The 21,859-nt window shown below is 59.1% G+C and carries 21 protein-coding genes and 2 tRNA genes; 17 read left to right on the top strand and 6 right to left on the bottom strand.

Translation table 11 applies throughout. The features are described 5' to 3' along the window. Positions 1–9: 9 nt before the first annotated feature. The 5 genes from F4V60_RS09160 to F4V60_RS09140 all read left to right on the top strand — a co-directional run bounded on the left by F4V60_RS09160 (position 10) and on the right by F4V60_RS09140 (position 4,798). On the top strand, positions 10–1,521 hold the full coding sequence (locus F4V60_RS09160; protein WP_075730300.1) for a phage tail fiber repeat family protein: 1,512 nt from the start codon (positions 10–12) through the stop codon (positions 1,519–1,521). Positions 1,522–2,146: 625 nt separating this feature from the next. Next, positions 2,147–3,514, top strand: a complete 1,368-nt coding sequence (locus F4V60_RS09155) for a peptidoglycan DD-metalloendopeptidase family protein (protein WP_084559188.1) — start codon at positions 2,147–2,149, stop codon at positions 3,512–3,514. Beyond that, on the top strand, positions 3,514–3,984 hold the full coding sequence (locus F4V60_RS09150; protein WP_075730298.1) for a hypothetical protein: 471 nt from the start codon (positions 3,514–3,516) through the stop codon (positions 3,982–3,984). The genes F4V60_RS09155 and F4V60_RS09150 overlap by 1 nt, the downstream gene beginning before the upstream one ends. Positions 3,985–4,109: 125 nt before the next feature. Then, positions 4,110–4,385, top strand: a complete 276-nt coding sequence (locus tag F4V60_RS09145; RefSeq protein ID WP_141255959.1) for a hypothetical protein — start codon at positions 4,110–4,112, stop codon at positions 4,383–4,385. A 56-nt stretch (positions 4,386–4,441) separates the two neighbouring features. Beyond that, positions 4,442–4,798 (top strand): hypothetical protein, encoded by a 357-nt coding sequence (locus F4V60_RS09140; RefSeq protein ID WP_141255961.1) that lies wholly within the window; start codon positions 4,442–4,444, stop codon positions 4,796–4,798. Between the two features lie 95 nt (positions 4,799–4,893). Here the strand turns inward: F4V60_RS09140 and F4V60_RS09135 are convergent, their stop codons facing one another. The 4 genes from F4V60_RS09135 to F4V60_RS09120 all read right to left on the bottom strand — a co-directional run bounded on the left by F4V60_RS09135 (position 4,894) and on the right by F4V60_RS09120 (position 6,377). Then, complete coding sequence (locus tag F4V60_RS09135) at positions 4,894–5,115, bottom strand: helix-turn-helix domain-containing protein (protein ID WP_075730295.1); 222 nt, start codon at positions 5,113–5,115, stop codon at positions 4,894–4,896. Between the two features lie 111 nt (positions 5,116–5,226). After that, positions 5,227–5,475 (bottom strand): hypothetical protein, encoded by a 249-nt coding sequence (locus F4V60_RS09130; protein ID WP_075730294.1) that lies wholly within the window; start codon positions 5,473–5,475, stop codon positions 5,227–5,229. Positions 5,476–5,489: 14 nt separating this feature from the next. Next, a complete protein-coding gene (locus tag F4V60_RS09125; protein ID WP_075730293.1) occupies positions 5,490–5,903 on the bottom strand; it encodes a hypothetical protein in 414 nt (137 codons plus the stop codon). 399 nt (positions 5,904–6,302) lie between these two features. Continuing rightward, a tRNA-Gly gene (locus F4V60_RS09120) sits at positions 6,303–6,377 on the bottom strand. 177 nt (positions 6,378–6,554) lie between these two features. On the opposite strand from F4V60_RS09120, the gene F4V60_RS09115 reads away from it, so the two are divergent. The 5 genes from F4V60_RS09115 (at position 6,555) to F4V60_RS09095 (ending at position 10,731) form a co-directional block, all read left to right on the top strand. Continuing rightward, positions 6,555–7,397, top strand: a complete 843-nt coding sequence (locus F4V60_RS09115; RefSeq protein WP_075730292.1) for a hypothetical protein — start codon at positions 6,555–6,557, stop codon at positions 7,395–7,397. Between the two features lie 307 nt (positions 7,398–7,704). Then, a tRNA-Pro gene (locus F4V60_RS09110) sits at positions 7,705–7,778 on the top strand. A 92-nt stretch (positions 7,779–7,870) separates the two neighbouring features. After that, positions 7,871–9,223 carry a trigger factor gene (gene tig, locus F4V60_RS09105; RefSeq protein WP_141256077.1) on the top strand — a complete coding sequence of 451 codons (1,353 nt, stop codon included), beginning with the start codon at positions 7,871–7,873 and terminating at the stop codon, positions 9,221–9,223. A gap of 262 nt (positions 9,224–9,485) precedes the next feature. After that, positions 9,486–10,085 carry an ATP-dependent Clp protease proteolytic subunit gene (locus F4V60_RS09100; RefSeq protein WP_075730290.1) on the top strand — a complete coding sequence of 200 codons (600 nt, stop codon included), beginning with the start codon at positions 9,486–9,488 and terminating at the stop codon, positions 10,083–10,085. Positions 10,086–10,107: 22 nt separating this feature from the next. Beyond that, positions 10,108–10,731: an ATP-dependent Clp protease proteolytic subunit gene (locus tag F4V60_RS09095; protein WP_075730289.1), complete on the top strand. Its 624-nt coding sequence runs from the start codon at positions 10,108–10,110 to the stop codon at positions 10,729–10,731. A 116-nt stretch (positions 10,732–10,847) separates the two neighbouring features. Here F4V60_RS09095 and F4V60_RS09090 read toward each other — a convergent pair whose 3' ends face one another. Then, the gene (locus F4V60_RS09090) at positions 10,848–12,161 is read right to left on the bottom strand and encodes an MFS transporter (protein WP_075730288.1); all 1,314 of its coding nucleotides are present in this window, start codon (positions 12,159–12,161) and stop codon (positions 10,848–10,850) included. Between the two features lie 301 nt (positions 12,162–12,462). Here F4V60_RS09090 and clpX point away from each other — a divergent pair, with 301 nt between their 5' ends. Then, the gene (clpX, locus tag F4V60_RS09085) at positions 12,463–13,755 is read left to right on the top strand and encodes an ATP-dependent Clp protease ATP-binding subunit ClpX (RefSeq protein WP_075730287.1); all 1,293 of its coding nucleotides are present in this window, start codon (positions 12,463–12,465) and stop codon (positions 13,753–13,755) included. Here clpX and F4V60_RS09080 read toward each other — a convergent pair. Further along, entirely contained in the window at positions 13,752–14,507 is a 756-nt protein-coding gene (locus F4V60_RS09080) for a TetR/AcrR family transcriptional regulator (RefSeq protein WP_075730286.1), read from the bottom strand. The genes clpX and F4V60_RS09080 overlap by 4 nt on opposite strands. Positions 14,508–14,812: 305 nt before the next feature. Between F4V60_RS09080 and F4V60_RS09075 the strand changes: the two genes are divergently transcribed. The 6 genes from F4V60_RS09075 (at position 14,813) to ndk (ending at position 21,484) form a co-directional block, all read left to right on the top strand. Then, positions 14,813–15,775, top strand: coding sequence for a malate dehydrogenase (locus F4V60_RS09075; protein WP_075730285.1), 963 nt, complete (start codon positions 14,813–14,815; stop codon positions 15,773–15,775). Between the two features lie 135 nt (positions 15,776–15,910). Continuing rightward, on the top strand, positions 15,911–18,643 hold the full coding sequence (locus tag F4V60_RS09070) for a valine--tRNA ligase (protein WP_075730284.1): 2,733 nt from the start codon (positions 15,911–15,913) through the stop codon (positions 18,641–18,643). Then, positions 18,643–20,205 carry a bifunctional tetrahydrofolate synthase/dihydrofolate synthase gene (folC, locus tag F4V60_RS09065; protein ID WP_075730283.1) on the top strand — a complete coding sequence of 521 codons (1,563 nt, stop codon included), beginning with the start codon at positions 18,643–18,645 and terminating at the stop codon, positions 20,203–20,205. The genes F4V60_RS09070 and folC overlap by 1 nt, the downstream gene beginning before the upstream one ends. After that, complete coding sequence (locus F4V60_RS09060; protein ID WP_075730282.1) at positions 20,202–20,642, top strand: DUF4233 domain-containing protein; 441 nt, start codon at positions 20,202–20,204, stop codon at positions 20,640–20,642. Before folC ends, F4V60_RS09060 begins: the two co-directional genes overlap by 4 nt. A 46-nt stretch (positions 20,643–20,688) precedes the next feature. Next, positions 20,689–21,000 carry a hypothetical protein gene (locus F4V60_RS09055; RefSeq protein ID WP_075730281.1) on the top strand — a complete coding sequence of 104 codons (312 nt, stop codon included), beginning with the start codon at positions 20,689–20,691 and terminating at the stop codon, positions 20,998–21,000. A gap of 73 nt (positions 21,001–21,073) precedes the next feature. Next, positions 21,074–21,484 (top strand): nucleoside-diphosphate kinase, encoded by a 411-nt coding sequence (gene ndk, locus F4V60_RS09050; protein WP_075730280.1) that lies wholly within the window; start codon positions 21,074–21,076, stop codon positions 21,482–21,484. Positions 21,485–21,859 lie beyond the last annotated feature (375 nt).

Genomic DNA, 21,859 nt, shown 5'->3' with positions numbered 1-21,859 from the left:
AGGGGAAACGTGGCCGACTTCGAAGGAAAGATCAGTGGTAACTTCGCCGATGATGATGACCTAATCCGCACCGGCAGGGCTCTAATTGAGCTTGACGGTTTCGACATGCTGCATGTGCCGGTGCCGACGGATTACCGGGAGTTTTTGGACGGTGCTGCGGGGCAGGTTGAGGCGGTGTCGTTGGATGCGGAGCGGGCTGTGGAGGCGGCTGGTGCTGCTGGTGGGTCTGCTTCGGCGGCGGCCTCGTCGGCTACTGCTGCGGATGGGTCTGCCCGGTCTGCTTCTTCTTCTGCCACGGCGGCTTCTACCGCTGCTGGCACTGCTACTTCTGCCGCCACTACTGCTACCTCTGCTGCTGCTGATGCTAAGGCGGATGCGGGGCGATCTAAGTCGGATCGTGAGGCTGCTGAGGCTGCTGCTGGTGTGGCTGGAACGGCTGCTGGCACGGCCACAACGCAGGCGGGCAAAGCTAAGCAGGAGGCGGATAGGGCGGCGAATATGGTTGGCACCACCACCTGGAATGGTGATGTCCTCTCCGTCAATGGGGTGTCCTCCCCACCTCTGACTGGGCCTAAAGGTCAGGACGGCACGGTCGCATTCGACGCGCTGACCGAGGAGCAGCGTGAGTCTTTGCGGGGTGAGCCTGGCAAGGACGCAACGGCTGTGAATATCGCTGACGGTTCCATCACGGACGCGAAGCTGGCGAGCAAAGTTACCGTGCAGCCGGAAGCGAATGCGATTGTGAAGCGGTGGGGGAGTGGGCATATTTCGGTACCCAGCGACCCGGATTCTGCGGATGCGGCAGCGTCAAAAGCGTATGTGGACACACAGCGAGACACGCGCACTACACCTAGTGCTGTGTCCTCGCAGATTGCTTCTGCCATCACGTCGAAAGCAGATCTTGTGGGCGGTAAGGTGCCCACCTCGCAGATACCGGAGGTGGCTTTGACTAAGCCCCAGTCGGTGACTAGCCGGTCTGCTCTGCTGGCACTCACGGCACAGGAGGGCGATGTGGGCATCATCACCACCGGGGCGGATAAGGGCACGTACATGCTGGGTGCCGGCGAGTCTAGTCAGTGGGCATCGTGGGTACCGCTCGCATCGTCGCCTGGCGCCCCAGTGCAATCCGTGAATGGGCAGGTCGGCACAGTGGTGCTAAGCGCTGCTGATGTGGGCGCGCCCACAACCTCCGAACTCACCACCGGTCTCGCTGGCAAGGCTAATGCCAGCCACACTCACACTACGGAGCAGGTGACGGGGCTGGATAGCACCCTTGCGTCCAAGGCTTCCACGCAGGCTCTTTCGGACGGGCTTGCGGGAAAGGCAGATGTTTCCCACACTCACACTACGGAGCAGGTTACAGGGCTTGATAGTGCGCTTGCAGGTAAAGCTAGTACGCAGGCTCTTACGGACGGGCTAGCTACTCGTGTCGATGGCGGTAGCGCGGTGAAGAAAATTGAGGTTGTCACCGCTATGCCATATTATCCTGTGGCGACCACGCTGTATCTGGTGGTGGGATAATGCTGGTGAGGATTAATGGCAAAGAACCGGCGTCTCTTTTTGTCGGTGCGCGGGAAGTACAGCGCGCCGTGCTTGCCGGGAAAACGGTGTATGAACTTATGAGATCGATCACCCTTCAAGGACAGGGGTTCAAAGTCTGGGGGTCGATCCCTACCAATGCCTTGTGCTATCCGGTGGGGACGGGTGAGAATCGCGGTGTGGCTTTCAAATACCCTGTGACCTGCCCTAAGGCGGTATTCGAGTGGAATGCGGACGGCACGGGCGCGGTCATTATCAGCGCGGGCACTGTTATTCCTGCTGGGAAAGCAGTGTGGCCGTCATCGGGGAGGCCCCACCCCTACATTTTTACCCGCGTTTAGCCCTGATCTCCCCCTGATACACCTCGGCCCCGCATGTGTCGCACCACCATGTGCGCCCGTGCTTCTGTCCGAGGGGTGCACCCCAGCTTGGACGCACCGACCCCGGCTGGCCCCACGACGCACCACACTGTGGGCACTGGGAGGGGACAATCTCAATCATCTCGCTCATGCACGGCACTCTACCGAGAGTGTCGGACATGGGCTTTACTCATGCCCCTGACCGCACCACGGTAGGGGCTTAACTCATGCCCAAAGGAGGGCTCAATATGGCACGAAGATTCATGCCCGTTAGATCGGGCGCAGTGCTCACCTCAGGCTTCGGCCCGCGGTGGGGCAGTGTGCACCGTGGTGCAGACTATGGCCGCGACGGCGGCTCAGGCGGTGATCCTGTGTTCGCCGCACAAGGCGGCACCGTTGTTCACGCAGGTGCCGCCTCCGGCTTCGGCGGGCCAGACCCGGCTGGCTGGGTAGTCATCGACCACCCCACCGCTGATGGTTCAGGCACGACAGTCTACGGACACATTATCCGGGAGGTCACGCTGGGTCAGCGGGTGGAGGCAGGGCAGCGTATTGGACGCATCAACCCGGATTCGAGCACGAATGGCGGTGTTGCGCCGCACATACACTTCGAGGTTCACCCCACAGTGTGGGCGCAGAGCTCGCAGGTCGACCCAGTGCCGTGGCTCGCGGGTGCCGGGTGGCCAGACCAACCACAACAGCAAGAAGGAGGAGGGACCGTGGGCACGCTTATCGGCCTTGATGTCAGTGAATGGCAGGACGGACTTGACCTCACAGCCACAGGTGCGGACTTCTGCATCATCCGCACCAACTACGGCTCCGCCCACCTCGACTGGGTAGCCGTCAGCCACATCACCGACTGGCGACGCACAGGAAAGCCCTACGCCTACTACTCGTGGCTACGCCCGAACCAGCCCATCGAGACGCAGGCTGATGCAGCCAAAACCATTTGGGACGCCTGCGGAGGCGGAGCAGGTGTTTGGATAGACGTCGAAGAAGAAGGAATCACCCGCACCCAGGTCGTGGCCTTTCGTGATGCGCTCCGCCGCCGCGGAATGTACGTCATCGGAGCCTACTCCCGGGCGAACTTCTGGGAGGCCCTACCCGGCGGCGAGCCGTCGGCAGAGGAGGGCGGCGGGAAAATCTGGGTGTCCCACTACGGCTCCCGGCCTGACGGCCCGTACCGCGACATCTACCCCGGAGACTCCTCGAGCATCTGGCTCTACCCCCTCGGCGACCGACGCCCCGACCTGTGGCAGTTCACCGACCTTGGCCGCGTACCCGGCTGGGTTAAAGGCGTCGACGTCAACGCCTACCGGGGCACGGAGGACGAACTACGTGCCCTATTCACCGGAACCACAATCAGGAAAGAAGAACTCGACATGAATGCAGTAGACCGAATCACTAAGTATTTTACCGATTTCATCACCGGTTATCTTGGCCCGCAGATTGATGCGTTGCAGGAGGTGTGGCGACAGCTTCGAGGCCCCCAGGGGGAGGGCTGGCCGCAGCTCGGCAAAAACGAAAAAGGCCAGAATCTCACGCTGGTAGATGCTATCGCAGCTATCCGGCATGACATCGCAGACCTACGCAAAGAGATTGAGGGGAAGAAGTAATGGGAACTCACACCATCAAGGACTCGAAGAAATCTCGCTGGGAGCCGTGGCTCATACGTCGAATCGCATACACACTAGTAGCGCTATTGCTGCTGGTAGCGGTAGGTTTTGGCGTAATCACCCCGGAGCAATCCGACGCGTGGCTCGGCAATGCCGATAAGGTGCTGGGCATCGTTGCCGGCCTGGGTCTTTTCGGTGCGGCCATCAAGGCCAATCCAGGCTCAGACGTACCACTGTCTGAGATTGAACAGGCACGGGCTGATGTGGCAGCCGCGAAGCTCACCCCGTCTATGGTAGATGACCTTGTAGCACAGGCCAAGCTCGCAGCTATCACCATCAAGGAAGCCCGCACACCATACCCCGATAGTGCCGCCGCCAGCGTCGAGTCCGCAAAGCAGGATGCGGCCTCGGCAGTAGCACAGGCGGAAAGCGCAGACCTACCCGTCTACACCGGCCCCACTACGGCATGAGGGTGTGGCCTGCCCTGATACCCCGGCTCATCACTCTGGGGTGGGCTGGCTGGGCAGCAGCCACAAGCTGGGCGTACATTAGCGGCGCACCCGATCACCTTTTGCTAGTAGAACGGATCGTACACATGCCCATCTGGGTGATGTGGGCCGTCATCGCCGCAATCCTCACCATCGGCTCGGTAATCCCACCCGGCCTGCGCATCAGCCCCATCGGCTCATGGATGCGCATCATCGGCATGGCACTCATCGCCGCCGCCGTAGTGCTGTGGTGCTGGGGGTTTTTCATCGCCGACTGGGATAGGGGCTGGGTGAGTGCGAAAAACTACGGGCTGATTGCCGTAGCCGCTGCCGCGAGTTCATGGATCGCGGGGCGTGATCGGCATAGGGCGGTGGGACAATGATCCCAGACTGGCTCCAAACTCTTTTAGCCGGCGGTGGGCTAGTCGCCATCACTAGCGTGCTAGTCGCACTGATCGGTAAGCAAGGCAAAAAGGAAGAGGGAAAAACTGCGACGCAGCAATCCCTCATTGATGACCTAGCCGAGCGCGTAGACAAGCAAGACGCGAAGATCGAGGGGCTAACCCGGAATGTTGAGGCCTTGCGTTCTGACCTGCATTCCGAGCAAACTCACTCTCACCGACTTCGGCTCCGTTTGCATACTTTCCTGGACTACCTGCAGCGCGTCACAGTATGGCGAGCCGCGCAGCCCCCCGAGCACCTGGCAGGCGTGCCAGACCTCCCCGACGTGGAAGATCTAGCCGAAATCCTGGCCTACGAGCCGACCTACCGCGCACGCGATGAACCACAACCCTGACCCTCACCCCTTGCGGTGGGGGTCATTTCGTCGTTTTAGGGCAAAGAAAAAGCCCCGCTAGGCGTGGAAGTAGGGGCTACAAGACATGCTCTGCACTATGCGTTCTTTTCTAGCCAAGCATCACGCCATTTCGTGATGGTGGTGCGCGTCTTGCCTAGCATGGCGGCGATGGCGCTCACATTCGAATAGGGTGCTGCGGCGACCCGCCCTGCCTCCTCGGCTAGGTGCATCCGCGCCCGTCGCTCATTCTCCGCTGCCTCATTCGCGGCTTGCAGCGCATCCATCAAAATCTTCTCATCCGAGCGTTCAGAATGCATGATGGTTTCCTTTCATATGTGGTATCCTGCCCTTAGGCCCAGCGGCCTTTCATTGAGGGTTGTCCTGCATCCTAATCGGAGGTAATCCTCCACTTTTGCCGCTGGGCTTTTCTAGATCCATGTGAAATTGTCGTATCCAGCATTGCGGACAGCCGCATCATAAGGGGCCGCATCCTCGCAGGGCTCGACAGCAACCTCGTCGATTTCCTCCCCGTCTCGGCAGATTGTCACAATGTCCATCGCAGGGGTGGAGACAATTTCCCCCCTGGGGACATGCTTCCCTACGTCAAGGATGCTCAGACTTCCTACAGATTCTTCTAGCTGGCCGGTTATTGATGCAGTGATTTTAGGGGTGTTCATGATGGTGTCCTTTCCTATGCGTTGAGCATGTCGATGAAAAATGATGCGTCTTTTTTGGTGAGTGATTTCTTATCACTCACGTCGATGCGCAGGCCGTCAAAATCGTAGAGGTCGGTGGCGAGCTTGATCGCGTTCTGGTCTAGAAGCTTTTGCAGGAATGCAAGCTGGCGGGCGGTGGCGCTAGTGCCAGCCTGGGCCTTGGGGCGGCGGGGTGAGGCTTTGCGTGGGGTGGATTTTTTAGGCTTAGGGTTTAGGTCGGTGAATGCGCAGAGGTAGTCATCGCCATCTTCTTCCATCCAGTCATCGATTCGAACTTTGGATTCGCCGGTTTTCTTGGGGACTGTGATTTCTTTTCCCTGCTCGAAGTCTGCTTTGGGGATGCGGACTAGCCATTCTCCGGCCTGGTTGATGAATCGTGGGGTGCTCATTGTCTTGCCTTTCGGTTGGTATTTCTTGCTGATACCCTAAGTGTATACCGTGTGCACAGTAGTGTCTAGTTGGTGGGCAATGTTTGTGGTGGGGTTCACATATTTGGTATGTATAGTCAAAACCTCCCGGCCCCTGCAGGGCATAAATCCCATGACAATCCCACGACAGTAAACCGCCCCCCATCCCGCAAATATCCCGCAGCAGCCCCCACACCCCACGGATTAGCAGCACCAGCAGGCTCTAAGCCTTGGGCGGGGGTGAATCGCGCTATCGAGGCTAGGGGGATTTTGTACTAATTGTTTGTGTCTGGCTGCCATTTTGGCTGCCATCGTTTCTGATACCAGATAGTACAAAACCACCCGGCGGCCTGTCTGCGCAGGTCACGGGGCGGTTTTTAGTGGAGGGAATGACGGGAATCGAACCCGCGTCTTCAGCTTGGAAGGCTGAGGTATTAGCCACTATACGACATTCCCATAGGGTCATTTTCTGACGCGCGCTCTACTTTAGCGCACGGGGTCGCCAGAAGAAAAATGGGGAACTAATTCGATAGGCTGGTCGTTGAAAGGAATGTTGCTAAACAGCGTTTTTGCGTGCAGGCGCGGAGACCTACGGCCCTGAATTTGAAGCCTTTAGATGGAAGTGATGCCCCAGTGAGCTTGTTATTGATTCTCATTATTCTGGGCGGCGGTGCCGCCTACTTGATCTCGCGTAACGGTAAGCAGCGCGAAGAATTGCGCGCGTCTGAGGCCTTGGCGGATGCGCAGGCGGACGCGCGGAGGTGGATTGAGCGCCTCGGTGGGCAGGTGATGCAGATTTCTGGCACAGACTTGGCATCGCAGCAGGCAATGGCGGATGCTTCGGAGCGTTTCACTGCAGCTAACTCGGCCATCTCCCAGGCAAACACTGTTAAGCAGGCTAAGTTGGCTAGGGAATCCGCGCTGGAGGGCTTGCATTACGTGAATGCCGCCCGTGAAATCATGGGCATGAGCGCCGGCCCGGAACTGCCACCGCTGGAGGGCCAGCGTGCGGCGGGCAAAGTCACGGAGAAGCGCACGGTCGAAGCCAATGGCGAAACGCTTACCGCTTCGCCTTATGCCTCGGATGAGACCCCCAACTATTACCCTGGTGGCACCGTCGCTGGGCGCCCTGTTCCTGCAGGCTGGTACTCGCGGCCGTGGTGGGCCGATGCGCTCACCACTGGCGTGTGGATGCTCGGCTATTCCATGATGTTTAACGCTATGTTTGCTGGCATGGCCGGCGTGGGCTACTCGGGTGAGCAGGCCGAAGGTGGGGACTGGGGTGGAGACTCCGGTGATGGCGGTGCTGATGGTGGAGACGGCGGAGACATGGGTGACGGCGGCGATGCTGGTGACGGCGGCGATGCTGGTGACGGCGGAGACATGGGGGGCGGCGATGAAGGCGGCTTCTTCGACGGTCTCTTTGGCGGTGACGGAGGAGACGGCGGCGGTTTCGACCTCGGCTTTGATTTCTAGGCCGTGACTTCTCAACCCTAAGTTTGCAGGCTCTCTCCGGGCGTTGCAGCACTTAATTTTTGCACCCAGCTCCCACGACAGTGGGGATGCTGGGTGCCTTGTCGTTGTAGAGGGTGTCTTTTGCAACTTTAGGTGTTGATTTCGGCGTTGTAAGGGCGTCGTCGGCAAGCGCTGAAAAGTATCCATTAACTGCGAATATGTAATAAGCGTGGGGGCTATGTTGGGTGCTTTGGCCCAGACCCGCTACACTTGCTCCAGTATGCAACGCACCTGCGCTACATGTTCACATGTCGCAGTGGCCTACATACGGGGCGTGGCGCAGCTTGGTAGCGCACCTGCTTTGGGAGCAGGGGGTCGCAGGTTCAAATCCTGTCGCCCCGACGTATGGGGGTCTGGAAATGCCCTTTATGGAATTTCCAGACCCCTGTTTTTAATTTTGCACTAAACACCTCAAGAAGCCAGGAGAGTTACTCGTGAAGACCACCGTAGACAAGCTGAGCGATACTCGTGTCAAGCTCACCGTCAACGTTCCGTTTGCTGAGCTGGACAAGGAAATCGACCAGGCCTACGCGGCTATCGCGCAGCAGGTCTCCATTCCCGGTTTCCGTAAGGGTAAGGCACCCCGCCAGCTTATTGACGCCCGCTTTGGCCGCGGCCCCATCCTCGAGCAGGTTGTCAATGACATGCTGCCTACCCGCTACGAGCAGGCTGTAAATGAGAATGAGCTCAAGGTCATTGGCCAACCCGACGTTGACATCTCCAAGATCGAAGACAACGACTTTGTCGAGTTCACCGCTGAGGTAGACGTTCGCCCCGAGTTCGAGGTTCCGGACTTCGCTGAGCTTAGCGTCACGGTTCCAGCTACGGAGATCACCGAGGAAGACGTTGACAAGGCTCTCGAGGACTTGGCGGAGCGCTTCGGCGAGCTCAAGGACACCAAGCGCAAGCTGAAGACCGGTGACTACGCCATCGTTGACATCACCGCCGAGATTGACGGCACCAAGGTCGACGAGGCCTCCACTGAGGGTCTTTCTTATCGCATCGGTGATGACGACCTCATCCAGGGGCTGGACACCGCCCTGCGTGGCCTGAAGAGCGGCGAGGATGCGGAGTTCACCTCCGAAATCCAGACCGGTGACCACAAGGGCGAAGAGGCCACCATCAAGGTCCACGTCGACCAGACCAAGGAGCGCAAGCTTCCGGAGCTCGATGACGAGTTTGCTCAGATGGCTTCTGAGTTCGACACCATCGAAGAGCTGCGCGAGTCCACCAAGGCACAGGTCGAGGAGTCCAAGAAGTCGGAGCAGGCCGCCAGCATCCGCGACGAGGTTCTCAAGGCTGCTTTGGCAAAGACTTCCTTCGAGCTTCCTGCTTCCATCGTTGATGAGCAGGTCCACTCCCAGCTGCACCAGGTACTTGGCCAGCTCGCTCACGACGAGAAGGCTCTTGCACAGCTTCTGGAGGCGCAGGGCACCAGCCGCGAGGAGTTCGACAAGGACGTGCGCAAGCAGTCCGAAGAATCCGTGCGCACCCAGCTGTTCCTGGATGCTCTCGCTGAGCAGGAGCAGCCTGAGGTCTCCCAGCAGGAGCTGACGGACCACATCTTGTTCACCGCGCAGTCCTACGGCATGGATCCGAACCAGTTTGTTCAGCAGCTGCAGTCCAATGGCCAGATTGCAAACCTCTTTGCGGACGTTCGTCGTGGCAAGGCTCTCGCAGCCGCTATCTGCCGCGTCGATGCCAAGGACAAAGAGGGCAACAAGGTCGATGTCGAGCAGTACTTCGGCGAGGTTGAGGAAGAGGACACCCCTTCCGAGTCCGAGTAGATTTCAGCTACTCCACGTGAGTTGAGGGCCCAGCGCTAGCAATAGCTGCGCTGGGCCCTTTGTCTTTCTCGTAGCGTCCTTCCCGCGGTGGGGCACCGAGTCTTCGCTCCCTGCTCGCCCGCAGGTTCTGTACAACTGCTGCACGTGAAAAGCGGCAACTAAAGGACTGCAAACGCTGATAGCGAACAGCACCCACAAATGTCACGCAGGTAAGTAATGTGGTGGCATTAGATAACAACCGTATCTCAAGGAGAATCCCTACATGTCTGACAATCCTCAGATGACCGCGCCCGGTGCGGGCATGAACCTCGGCGATAGCGTCTATGAGCGGCTCCTGCGTGAGCGCATCATCTTCCTTGGTACGCAGGTTGATGATGACATCGCCAATAAGCTATGCGCGCAGATCCTGCTGCTTTCCGCGGAGGATCCCACGCGTGACATCTCGCTTTATATCAACTCCCCGGGTGGCTCGGTCACCGCAGGTATGGCCATTTATGACACCATGCGTTACTCGCCTTGCGATATCGCTACCTTCGGCATGGGCTTGGCGGCCTCCATGGGGCAGTTCCTGCTCACTGGTGGAACCAAGGGCAAGCGTTTTGCTCTTCCGCACGCACGCATCATGATGCACCAGCCTTCCGCAGGTGTCGGTGGCACCGCGGCCGATATTGCCATCCAAGCCGAGCAGTTTGCGCAGACCAAGCGCGAGATGGCGCAACTCATCGCGGAACACACTGGCCAGACCTTCGAGCAGATTACGCTCGACTCCGACCGTGACCGTTGGTTCACCGCAGAGCAGGCCAAGGAATACGGCCTCGTCGACCACGTTATTGAGACCGTCAGCGGTCCGATCAGCAACTAAGGGATTAAGGAGAATAACCCACATGTCACAGTTCCAAATGCCTTCATCCCGCTACGTTCTGCCCTCTTTCATTGAGCAGTCGGCGCAGGGCACCAAAGAGACCAACCCCTATTCCAAGCTCTTCGAGGAGCGCATTATCTTCCTTGGCACCCAGGTGGATGACACCTCGGCCAATGACGTTATGGCACAGCTTCTCGTGCTCGAGGGACAGGACCCTGACCGCGATATTACGATGTACATTAACTCCCCCGGTGGCTCTTTCACCGCGCTGATGGCCATCTATGACACCATGCGTTACGTTCGCCCCGACGTACAGACTGTGTGCCTAGGCCAAGCGGCCTCGGCTGCGGCGGTCCTGCTCGCTGCCGGTGCGCCAGGCAAGCGTGCAGCTCTTCCGAACTCCCGCGTTCTCATCCACCAGCCCGCAACGCAGGGCACTCAAGGCCAGGTCTCAGATTTGGAGATTCAGGCCCGCGAGATCGAGCGTATGCGCAAGCTCATGGAAAACACCCTCGCTGAGCACACCGGCCGCACCCCGGAGCAGATCCGCATCGACACCGACCGCGATAAGATCCTTACCGCGCAGGAGGCAGTCGAATACGGCATCATTGACTCCGTCTTTGATTACCGCAAGCTCAACAACTAATCCGCTCGGCGCCTAGCACCCAAGCCCCGCCTTTTCTTCCACCAGCATCGTGCGCGTGGGTTGAATGTGCGGGGCTTGGGTGTGTCTGGGGTACGCGATGAAGGCGGCTTCGTTAGTCAGGCGGCGACGGGGGCCGGCGCGGTCTCCTCCAGCGTGGCACCATGGGCGCGCAGCCCGATGAGGGAGACTGCGGCGATCAAGGCGGCGGCGCCGGCGAGGGTATAGAGGCCTAGCGGCGTCCAGCCGGCATCCAGGAGGTAACCCGCCAGGATGGGGGCCAGCGTCGAACCCATGCGGGCGATTCCGATGGCCGCGCCGGTTCCGGTGGTGCGCAGCGCGGAAGGATAAGCCACGGGAGTCACGGTATAGAGGCCGGCGATGCAGGCGTTGAGCATCAAACCTACGCCGATGCCGAGGATGAACATCACGGCGGGCATCGAGGAGGAGACGATGAAACCTACGAGCACTCCCGCGGAACCGAGGCCGAAGAGGATGAGGAGGCGGCGGGCATCGATGCGCGTGGTGAGTACCCCGTAGACCAGGGCGCCAATGGTTCCGCCAAAGGAAAGCATGATTCCCCCGAGGATGCCTTGTTGTGCGGTCAGGCCCTCTTCCTGAAGCAGTTTGGGCGTCCATTGGGAGGTGAAGTAGTACGCAAACATGATGAGGGAAAAGGCTAGCCACAGCTGAATAGAAGTGCGGAGAAACGCCGGGGACACAAGCTCTTTCCACGTGGCCTTCTCCACTGGGCGCGGGCTGAAGCTCGCCGAGCCCTGTACGCCTATGCGCTTGGCGATGGCGCTTACCTCATCCATGCGCCCACGCGAGGCCAAGAACTCCGCAGACTCGGGCACGAAGAATATGGTAAGCCCTAGGCCTACGACGGTCAGTGCGGCTCCGGCCCAGAAGATGGCCTGCCAACCATAAACGGGCCCTAGTCGTGCGGCCACGAAGCCGCAGAACATGGCGCCAAAACCGTAGCCTCCTGTGTAGAGGGCCATGGCCAATCCGCGAAAGCGTAGGTTGGAGAATTCGCTGACGAGGACAGTTACGCAGACCAATACTCCGCCGATCCCGATGCCGGTCAGAATTCGGAAAAGAAGCAAGAGGGCAAAATTGGGTGCTAGCGCAGTGAGAATCAGTCCGCACAAGTCGATGACCAAGGCAATAGTGATGAGCTTGGTGCGGCCAAAGCGGTCGGCGTAGGGGGCTAGGAATACTGAGCCGAGGCCAATGCCGATGAGAGCGGAGGCCAAGAGCCATCCCAGCTGTACCCCGCTGAGTTCGAAGGCCTCAGTGACGGCACTGGAGCCGAAGGCCATGGCGACGATATCGTAGCCGTCTAGGGCGTTGAGAAAAAGTGCGATGGCGACGATTGACCATTGCCGTGCGCTCATAGGAGAGTGGTTGATCAGTTCCCTGATGTCCATGGGCAGAGGGTTTCCTTTTTTCGTGGGTCAAAGATACTGCGCCGGGGCATTGCCATGCCCCCCGATGCAGCACAGAAAGAAAGCTAATGTAGTCCTTCCGATATGTCCATAAATTCGGTCTTAAGATTCTTGGCCGATGTGGGTGCGGAGACATTTGTCATGCCACGCGGAGGGAATGAACCGCGGGGGAGTCGGGTTGTTTTACTAGAGTGGAAGTAGTCTGTGTGTTCACCCATTCCGCAAAGAACAGCGGTGAAGAACACGCCTCTATGAGTTGAGAAAAGTGAGTTGAGAATCCTTCATGGCACGCATGCAAGAAAGCGCTGACCTGCTCAAGTGCTCTTTCTGTGGAAAGAGCCAGAAGCAGGTCAAGAAGCTCATCGCCGGTGGCGGAGTCTACATCTGCGATGAGTGTATTGAACTGTGCAACGAGATCATCGAAGAAGAACTCGGAGCAGCCCAAGACAAGGAGGGCCAGGAGGCCGAGGTACGCCTGCCGCGTCCCTCCGAGATCTCCTCTTTCCTGGACAAGTATGTCATCGGGCAAGACCGCGCTAAGCGCGTGCTTGCCGTCGCTGTGTACAACCACTACAAGCGCATCAAGGTGGAAGAGGCCCATGCTCTAGACAGCCGCCGCAAGCGCGCTGAGGATGAGGAGATCGAGATCGCCAAGTCCAATATTTTGATGTTGGGCCCTACCGGTTCCGGCAAAACTTACCTGGCCCAGACCCTCGCGCGGCTATTGGACGTTCCTTTTGCAATCGCCGATGCCACATCATTGACTGAGGCCGGCTATGTTGGCGAGGACGTGGAGAACATCCTGCTCAAACTGCTGCAGGCGGCAGATTTCGACGTGGAGCGCGCTCAGCGCGGCATCATCTACGTCGATGAGGTGGATAAGATCTCCCGCAAGTCGGAGAACCCCTCCATCACCCGTGATGTTTCGGGTGAAGGTGTCCAGCAGGCTCTGCTGAAGATCTTGGAAGGCACCGTCGCGGCGATTCCGCCCCAGGGAGGGCGAAAGCACCCCAACCAGGAGTTTATCCAGCTCGATACATCGAACATCCTCTTCATCGTTGCCGGCGCCTTTGCGGGCTTGGAGGATGTGATCGCCGAGCGCGTGGGCAAAAAGGGCGTGGGATTTGGCTCGCGTTTAGAAACCAAGCAAGATCGTTCGCGTATTGACCTCTTTTCCGAGGTGCGCCCAGAAGACCTCGTGAAGTTCGGGCTCATCCCAGAGTTTATCGGCCGCCTGCCCATCGTGGCCACCGTGGATAACCTCGATCAGACCTCTTTGGTCAAGGTCCTAACCGAGCCGAAGAACTCGCTGGTCAAGCAGTATCAGCGGCTCTTTGACATGGATGATACGCACCTGGAATTTGATCCGGCTGCGCTGGAAGCTATTGCTGATCTCGCCCTTGAACGAAAGACGGGTGCCCGCGGCCTGCGAGCCATCATGGAGGAGCTGTTGGTTCCTATCATGTACGAGCTGCCTGACCGCGAAGACATCGTCGGCGTACATATCACTGCAGCTTGCGTAGCAGGCGGCGAACCCGAGTACGTCTACTCCGACGAAGCCAAGGAATCCGCCTAGTACAAGGCGGTGGGATCCTCGCCCGAGTAGATATCCGAGCCGGTAGCGCCGTCTTCCTCGACGGGGCTATCGGCCACGAGGTAAGATTGATGCCCCGAGTCCGGGATATTGGCAGTGAGGAAGGAAAGCACGGCATCGACCATGAGCCTGTGCATGCCAGCGGTGTTGGCCTCCGTGAGCATGTCCACTCGCAGTAGGTTGTGCATCATGGCGTGACTAGTCACGCGGTACATGGTGAGAGAAGAAATCAACGTAAAGATGTCATTGGCGGAGATTCCGGGGCGGAAAGCTCCTGAGTCTTGGCCCAGCATAAGCAGCTTGTCCAAGTGGAGAGAGACCTCACTGACATCGGTGATGACCTGGGTGGTGTTCTCCAACAGCCGGTAGCGGTTTTCCTGCGCCAGTAGCGACAGGGCCTCGGGGTGCTCACTGTGTTGTTGGAAGATGCGATCCACGAGTTTGCGCACGCCTTCTACGGGAACGCCGGATTCAATCTCCAGAGCATCAACCGGAGGGCTGAGCCTTTGTGCCGCAACGGCGAGCGCCTGGCGGTAGAGACCCTTTTTGTCCCCGAAGTGGTAGTGGATCATCCTTTTGGACATCCCTGAAAGACGAGAGATGGATTCGAGTTTGGCCTCGGAATACCCGAACTCAGAAAACTGCTGGATAGCGACGTCGATGACTGCGTCCACGGACCGCGACTCGCTCGAGGCGGGCACGGGTTGGACAGAATCATTGACATTGAAGCTCATGGCTATTTCCGTCCTTGCGTTCCTTCTAGAGGTGGTGATTCTAAGCTGGGGTGTTGCCTGCGGGGGTTTCCATATCCGTGGTGTTTTCTCCAGTGTCCCTCGTCCCATCTTGCCGAAAAACCGCAGTGAGCGAGATTTAAGGGGCAAGAATTTCAGAAATACCTGGAATTCGGGGGTAGTTCAGGTGGGTTGGCAAGGGTGAGTGCCTCCAAAAGAGGGGAGTAGGGGCACTCTGCAAGGGTTGTGGATCGCGGGCTATGGTGGAAAGAGAACCTAAGTAACTTAGTTTGCCCCAAGGAGGCACAATGCAAGAATCCTTTAAGGCCACCGTTAAGATCACCGTGACCGGTGCTGCCGGAAACATCGCCTATTCCTTGCTGTGGCGCATCGCCGCCGGCGAGGTTTATGGAAAAGATACCCCGGTGGACTTGACCCTGCTCGAGATTCCGGCAGCGGTTAAGGCTGCCGAGGGCGTGGCCATGGAGCTGCGAGATTCCGCTTTCCCGCTCCTGCGTGACATCACAGTGACGGCTGATCTAGAGACTGCCTTTAGCAAGACACAGGCGGCTTTCCTGGTGGGCTCGCGGCCTCGTTCGAAGGGAATGGAGCGCGCAGATCTCCTGACCGCCAATGGCGCCATCTTCAGCGCGCAGGGCAAGGCGATCAATGACTTCGCAGACAGGGACGTCAAGGTCTTGGTGGTGGGAAACCCGGCCAATACTAATGCCTTGATTGCGGCGAACAATGCTCCTGATCTGGATCCCAGCCAGTTCACCGCCATGATGCGCCTCGACCATAACCGCGTGCTTGGCCAGCTCGCTGAGAAGCTGGGCACCCCCAGTGCCGAGTTCGAGAAGGTGGCGGTGTGGGGCAACCACTCGGCCTCGCAGTTCCCTGATCTGACCTATGCCAATGTCGATGTTGACCACGATTGGTATGTCAACGAGCTCATCCCCAAGGTGGCTAATCGCGGTGCGGAGATCATCGAGGTCCGGGGCCACTCCTCGGCCGCCTCGGCTGCCTCGGCGGCTGTAGACCACATGCATGATTGGATTCATGGAACCGAGGATTGGCGCACCGCCGCTATCGTCTCGGATGGGTCCTATGGCGTGGATGAAGGCTTGGTGTGTGGTTTCCCCACCGTAGCCCGCGATGGCCGCTGGGAGATCGTGCAAGGCCTCGAGCTCAGCGAGTTCCAGAAGGAAAGCATCGCTGCCTCGGTGGAGGAGTTGCGCTCCGAGCGTGAAGCTGTCCAGCACCTGCTCTAATCAGCGCTGTAGTTTGCGCGGCACCCTCAGCCGCCATTCGTGTAGGGGAGTTCCGCTGTAATGCGGAAACGGCCGGCTCAGCCGGCCTGGGAGGAGGGTGTAGAGCTGGTTGACGCACAAGGTAGACTCGTTTGGGTGAATGAGCGAAATAACGTTGAGAATAAAGAGCAACTGGTAGGCACCAACCGTGCGGATGCCCTGCCCAAATCCTGGGATCCCCAGTCGGTAGAAAAGGATCTTTATGAGGGCTGGGTAGAAGCTGGTTACTTCACCCCAGATGCGGACTCCGAGGCCGAGCCTTTCTCCATCGTTCTTCCCCCACCCAATGTCACAGGCCAGCTGCACATGGGTCACGCGCTTGATCACACCCTCATTGACTCGATCATCCGTCGTAAGCGCATGCAAGGGTTTGCCACCTTGTGGCTGCCCGGCGCGGACCACGCCGGCATCGCCACCCAGACCAAGGTCGAGGCCAAGCTCAAAGAGACCGAGGGCAAGTCTCGCTGGGACTATCAGCGTGATGAGTTTATTGACAAGGTCTGGGAGTGGAAGCGCGAATACGGCGGGACCATTCAAAACCAGATGCGCGCCATCGGCGACTCGGTGGACTGGTCGCGCGAGCGTTTTACCCTCGACGAGGGGCTGTCGAATGCCGTGCAGACCATGTTTAAGAAGCTCTATGATGCCGGGATGATTTACCAGGCCAACCGTCTGGTCAACTGGTCTCCGGTCCTAGAAACCGCGGTCTCCGATATTGAGGTCATCTACAAGGACGTCGAAGGCGAGCTAGTCTCCTTCCGCTACGGATCCCTCAATGATGACGAGCCGCACTTGGTTGTCGCCACCACCCGCATAGAGACCATGCTGGGGGACGTCGCCATCGCGGTTCACCCCGACGATGAGCGCTACAAAGACCTGGTCGGCCAAGTCCTGGATCACCCTTTCCGTTCCGATCTCAAACTTAAGGTCATCGCTGATGATTACGTTGACATGGAGTTCGGCACCGGTGCGGTCAAGATAACCCCAGCGCATGACCCCAATGACTACGCCATGGGCCTGCGCCACGGGCTAGACATGCCCATCGTCGTCGACACCACTGGGCATATAGCCGGAACCGGCACGCAGTTTGACGGTCTGAGCCGCGAAGAAGCCCGCGTGGCTATCCGTGAGGAGCTGGCCAAGCAAGGCCGCATTGTCAAGGAGATTCGCCCCTACGTCCACTCGGTCGGGCACTCGGAGCGCTCTGGGGAACCCATCGAGCCGATGTTGTCGCTGCAGTGGTGGGTCGCCGTCGACAAGCTGGCGAAGTACGCCGGTGACGCGGTGCGCGAGTCCGATACCGTCATCCACCCAGAGTCCTTGGCTCCGCGCTACTTCGAGTGGGTCGATAACATGCACGATTGGTGCATCTCCCGCCAGCTGTGGTGGGGCCACCGCATTCCTATCTGGTACGGCCCGCAGCGCGAGGACGGCTCCCGCGATATCGTCTGTGTGGGCCCAGGCGAGGAAGCGCCCGCAGGCTACGAGCAGGACCCCGATGTTCTTGATACCTGGTTCTCCTCGGCCCTATGGCCATTTTCCACCCTTGGTTGGCCGGAGAAGACCCCGGACCTGGAGAAGTTCTACCCCACAAACGTGCTGGTCACTGCGTATGACATCCTCTTCTTCTGGGTCGCACGCATGATGATGTTCGGTACCTTCGCCGGAACCGAAACCCCGGAGCTATTGGGACAAGGGCCACAAGGCCGTCCGCAGGTACCGTTCAAGGACCTTTATCTCCACGGCCTCGTGCGCGACGAACAAGGACGGAAGATGTCGAAGTCCCTGGGCAACGGCATCGACCCCATGGATTGGGTGCGCGACTATGGTGCGGATGCCCTGCGTTTTACCCTGGCTCGTGGCGCCAACCCCGGTGTGGATCTGCCCTTGGGCTCGGACGCGGCGGCCTCCGCGCGCAACTTTGCCACCAAGCTTTTCAACGCCACCAAGTTCGCGCTCCTCAACGGTGCCGGAATTGCCGCGCTACCCAACCGCGAAGAACTCACCGATGCGGATCGCTGGATCTTGGACCGCCTGGAAGAGGTGCGCGTCCAGGTTGATGCTTACTTGGATGACTATCAGTTCGCCAAAGCCAACGAGCTGCTCTACCACTTTGCCTGGGATGAATTGTGTGACTGGTACCTGGAAATCGCTAAGACGCAGATTCCGCGCGACGGGCAATCCGCGCAGGGACGCACTACGCAGGTAGTCCTCGGACGCGTGCTCGACGTGGTCCTGCGCCTGCTTCACCCCACCATGCCCTTCATCACCGAGGTTCTGTGGAAGGCCTTGAGCGGGCAAGAGACCATTGTTACTCAGCCGTGGCCCACCGTGGCTGATACCAATGGCGGTGCCACTAAGGATGAGGTTGCCGCACGCCGCATCGACGATGCTGTCAAGCTCATCACCGAGATTCGCCGCTTCCGCTCCGACCAGGGCGTCAAGCCTTCCCAGAAGGTGCCGGGCCGGCTTGATTTCGCGGCCGCGGACCTTGCCGGTCAAGAGGGCCTCGTGCGCAACCTTGCCAACACCACCGAACCCGACGCGGACTTCAAGGTTTCGGCCACCATCGAGGTGCGCCTGTCCCAGGCCACCATCGAGGTTGCGCTGGATACCTCAGGTGCGGTTGACATCGCCGCCGAGCGCAAGCGCCTAGAAAAGGACCTGGCCAAGGCTAACAAGGAGCTGGAGCAGACCGGCAAGAAGCTGTCCAATGACGCATTCTTGGCCAAGGCTCCCGATGCCGTGGTGGAGAAGATCCGCACCCGTCAGCAGGTGGCTCGCGAGGAAGTCGAGCGCATCTCGGCACGCTTGGAGGCGCTCAAGTAGTGACGGAAAAATCTGCAACCCCAGACGGCCCAGAAAGCAAAGACTCCCCAGGGGACTTCGAAGTAGTCGATGCTCTCGCGGAGGGCACGGACGGCGGACCGGTAGAAATCACCGAGTCGGGGCTGACGCTTAACCTGGGCACTGGTGCGCCCGATGAGTATGAGCAAGCGCCCTCGCTCGAGGTCACGGCCGCTGATGTCAGCGCGCTTGCGGCAGTGGAGGATGAGTTAAACCAACGGTGGCCTGAGACTAAGCTCGAGCCTTCGTTGGATCGCATTGAAAAGCTCATGGATCTCCTCGGGCATCCTGAGCGTTCCTTCGACGTCATCCAGGTCGCCGGAACGAATGGCAAGTCTTCGACTGCGCGCATGATTGATTCGCTGCTGCGTGCCTTCCACCGGCGTGTGGGTTTGGTTACCAGCCCGCACCTGCAGCTTGTCACCGAAAGAATTGGTATCGATGGGCATCCGATTCATCCCCGCGACTTCGTTCGCATGTGGAATGAGATCAAGCCCTATGTTGAGATGGTTGATGCGCTAGCCGACGTCGCCATGTCGAAGTTCGAAGTTCTCGTAGCCATTTCCTATGCCGCTTTCGCGGACGCGCCTGTCGATGTCGCAGTTGTTGAGGTCGGCATGGGCGGGACCTGGGATGCCACGAATGTAGTTAACGCAGACGTGGCGGTCATCATGCCCATCGGTCTGGACCACACCGAGTACCTCGGCGATACCCTGGCTGAAATTGCGGGGGAGAAGGCCGGCATTATCAAGGCTCGACCAGATGTGGAAGACCCGCGGACACCGAAAGAGAATATCGCCGTCATTTCGCAGCAGGATCCGGAGGCCATGGAGGTCATCTTGAACCGCGCCGTGGCGGTGGATGCGGGAGTAGCTCGTGCAGGCTCCGAATTTGCAGCCGTGGAATCACGCATCGCGGTGGGCGGTCAGCAGCTCAACATTAAGGGGTTGGGCGGACTGTATGAGGACATCTTCCTGCCTCTGCACGGGGAGCATCAGGCCCGCAACGCAGCGGTAGCTTTGGCCGCAGTCGAGGCTTTCTTCGGCGCCTCCGCCGGTCGCCCGCTCGACGCAGCGACCGTGCGCGAGGGCTTTAGCAAGGCCATATCTCCCGGGCGGTTGGAGCGCGTTCGTACCTCTCCCACGACCTTTATTGACGCGGCGCACAATCCGCACGGTGCTACTGCTTTGGGCGCTGCACTAGAGCGCGACTTCGATTTCGCGCGGCTAATCGGCGTGGTTTCGGTATTCGCGGATAAGGACTATCGCGGAGTACTCGGCGCGCTCGAGCCCCATTTGACCGAAATTGTCATTACTCAGAACTCTTCGCCGCGGGCCTTGGATGCGTATGAGCTGGCGGAGGCCGCTCGTGAGATCTTTGGTGAAGAACGCGTTTACGTCGCAGATGATCTGGCCAGTGCCTATGCCCAGGCCGTCGAGTTGGCCGAGGATGCGGAGGTACAGTCGGGTTCCGGTATTGTCATTACCGGCTCCGTCGTCACCGCCGGGGATGCACGCGCGATGTTTGGAAAGGACCCTGCATGAGCAATCAGGTGCCCGAGGAAGAAATCAGCCCCCTAGGGCTAGGCCATGCACCCGTTAAGGACCCGATCAAAAGCTTCAACGGAATGGTCATCGCCAGCTCGCTGACCATGGAAGTCATCACGTTGATCCTGGCTTTCCCGCTGCTTTATAAGCTTTATGACGGCACTTTGTGGACACCCTTCAACATCGGGGTAGTAGGCGGACTCGTAGCCTTCCACCTCATCATGCTTGCGTTTGTCTCGCGTTCTTGGGCGCTTTTCACCATCTTGGTCGTGCAGGTTCTGGGTATTGTCCTGGGATTAATGGTCCACTGGTCCGTGGCTGCGATCATGGTCGTGTTTGGCCTCGAATGGCTGCTGGCCGCTTACCTGCGGTCCTCTTTGGTAGCGCGAATGAAGCGTGGTTACCTCACCACGCAGCACCTCAATAAGTCCTAGCGCCGGCCTGCTCTCGGCGCAGCTAAGTCCCTATAGACTAGGGCGCATGCGCTATCTTTATTTCATTTTGGCCGGTCTTGGCTGCGCCGCGGCAATAGGCCTACGTGCCCTAACGGGGGCTCCGTGGGCTCCACTCGTGGCCCTTATCGTGGCCGCCATTTTTTTAGTGTTGGGCTTGCGGGAGTCCATGGCACCCGCGCGGAGCTACGCTGCGGAAGATCTCAGCGCCGAGCAAGAAAAGGAGCTGCGGCGCTTGCTCGATGCGGGGCAATTTGGCACTGCAGTCAAGCAGGTTCAACTGTGGTTTCGCGGTATCTCCTATGAAAAGGCCGAGCAGATAGTTCATTCGCTGCGTTAAGGGGTAGTACGAGGCGGCGTTTACACCCCCTGTAGTGCGTCATTGGGAAGGCCCATTATGTACAGTATGGGGCATGACTGAACGTACCCTCATTCTTATTAAGCCGGATGGCGTCAACAACGGCCACGTCGGCGAAATTATCGCCCGCATCGAGCGCAAGGGCCTCAAGTTGGCCGCTCTTGATCTGCGCATCGCGGACCGTGAGACCGCAGAAAAGCACTACGCTGAGCACCAGAACAAGCCTTTCTTCGGTGAGCTCGTGGACTTCATCACCTCTGCCCCCCTCGTCGCCGGAATCGTAGAGGGCGAGCGTGCCATCGAGGCTTGGCGTCAGCTGGCCGGTGGAACCGATCCGGTTTCCAAGGCCACCCCCGGCACCATTCGTGGCGATTTCGCCTTGAGCGTGGGCGAGAATGTCGTGCACGGTTCCGATTCCCCGGAGTCGGCCGAGCGCGAAATCTCCATCTGGTTCCCTAACCTCTAAGAAGTTCTCGGCGCTTTCGAAGTCCAGGACCATTACAGCCTAGGCCACGGGCCTGGGCTTTCGTCGTTTTCTAAAGGCTTAACGGATCTTCTGGGTTCATCTCCACTGCACAGTCATAGTCCTGCCCGCTTGCCCGCTGGGGTTTGTTTTGGGGTGCGGGAAGTCGCCGTTAGGCTTGTTGACCTAACGGCTAGTATGCGGGGGCTGCCAGACTACTGTCCCGCCTTGGCGGGTAAGGCGCCCGCGGCAGAGAGTGTCTAATGGTTTGTGTGTGAGGGACTTCCTTCACATCAAGGAGATAAACCATAATGACTACTGTGGCTAAACGAGACCCAGCAGATTCCGCACGGATCAAAGCAATTGAGGAAAAGCTCC

It is taken from the genome of Corynebacterium flavescens (assembly GCF_008693105.1).
GTDB classification, from domain to species: domain Bacteria; phylum Actinomycetota; class Actinomycetes; order Mycobacteriales; family Mycobacteriaceae; genus Corynebacterium; species Corynebacterium flavescens.
The sequence above is the reverse complement of the archived record's forward strand: the minus strand, read 5'-3'. Positions and strand labels throughout refer to the sequence as shown.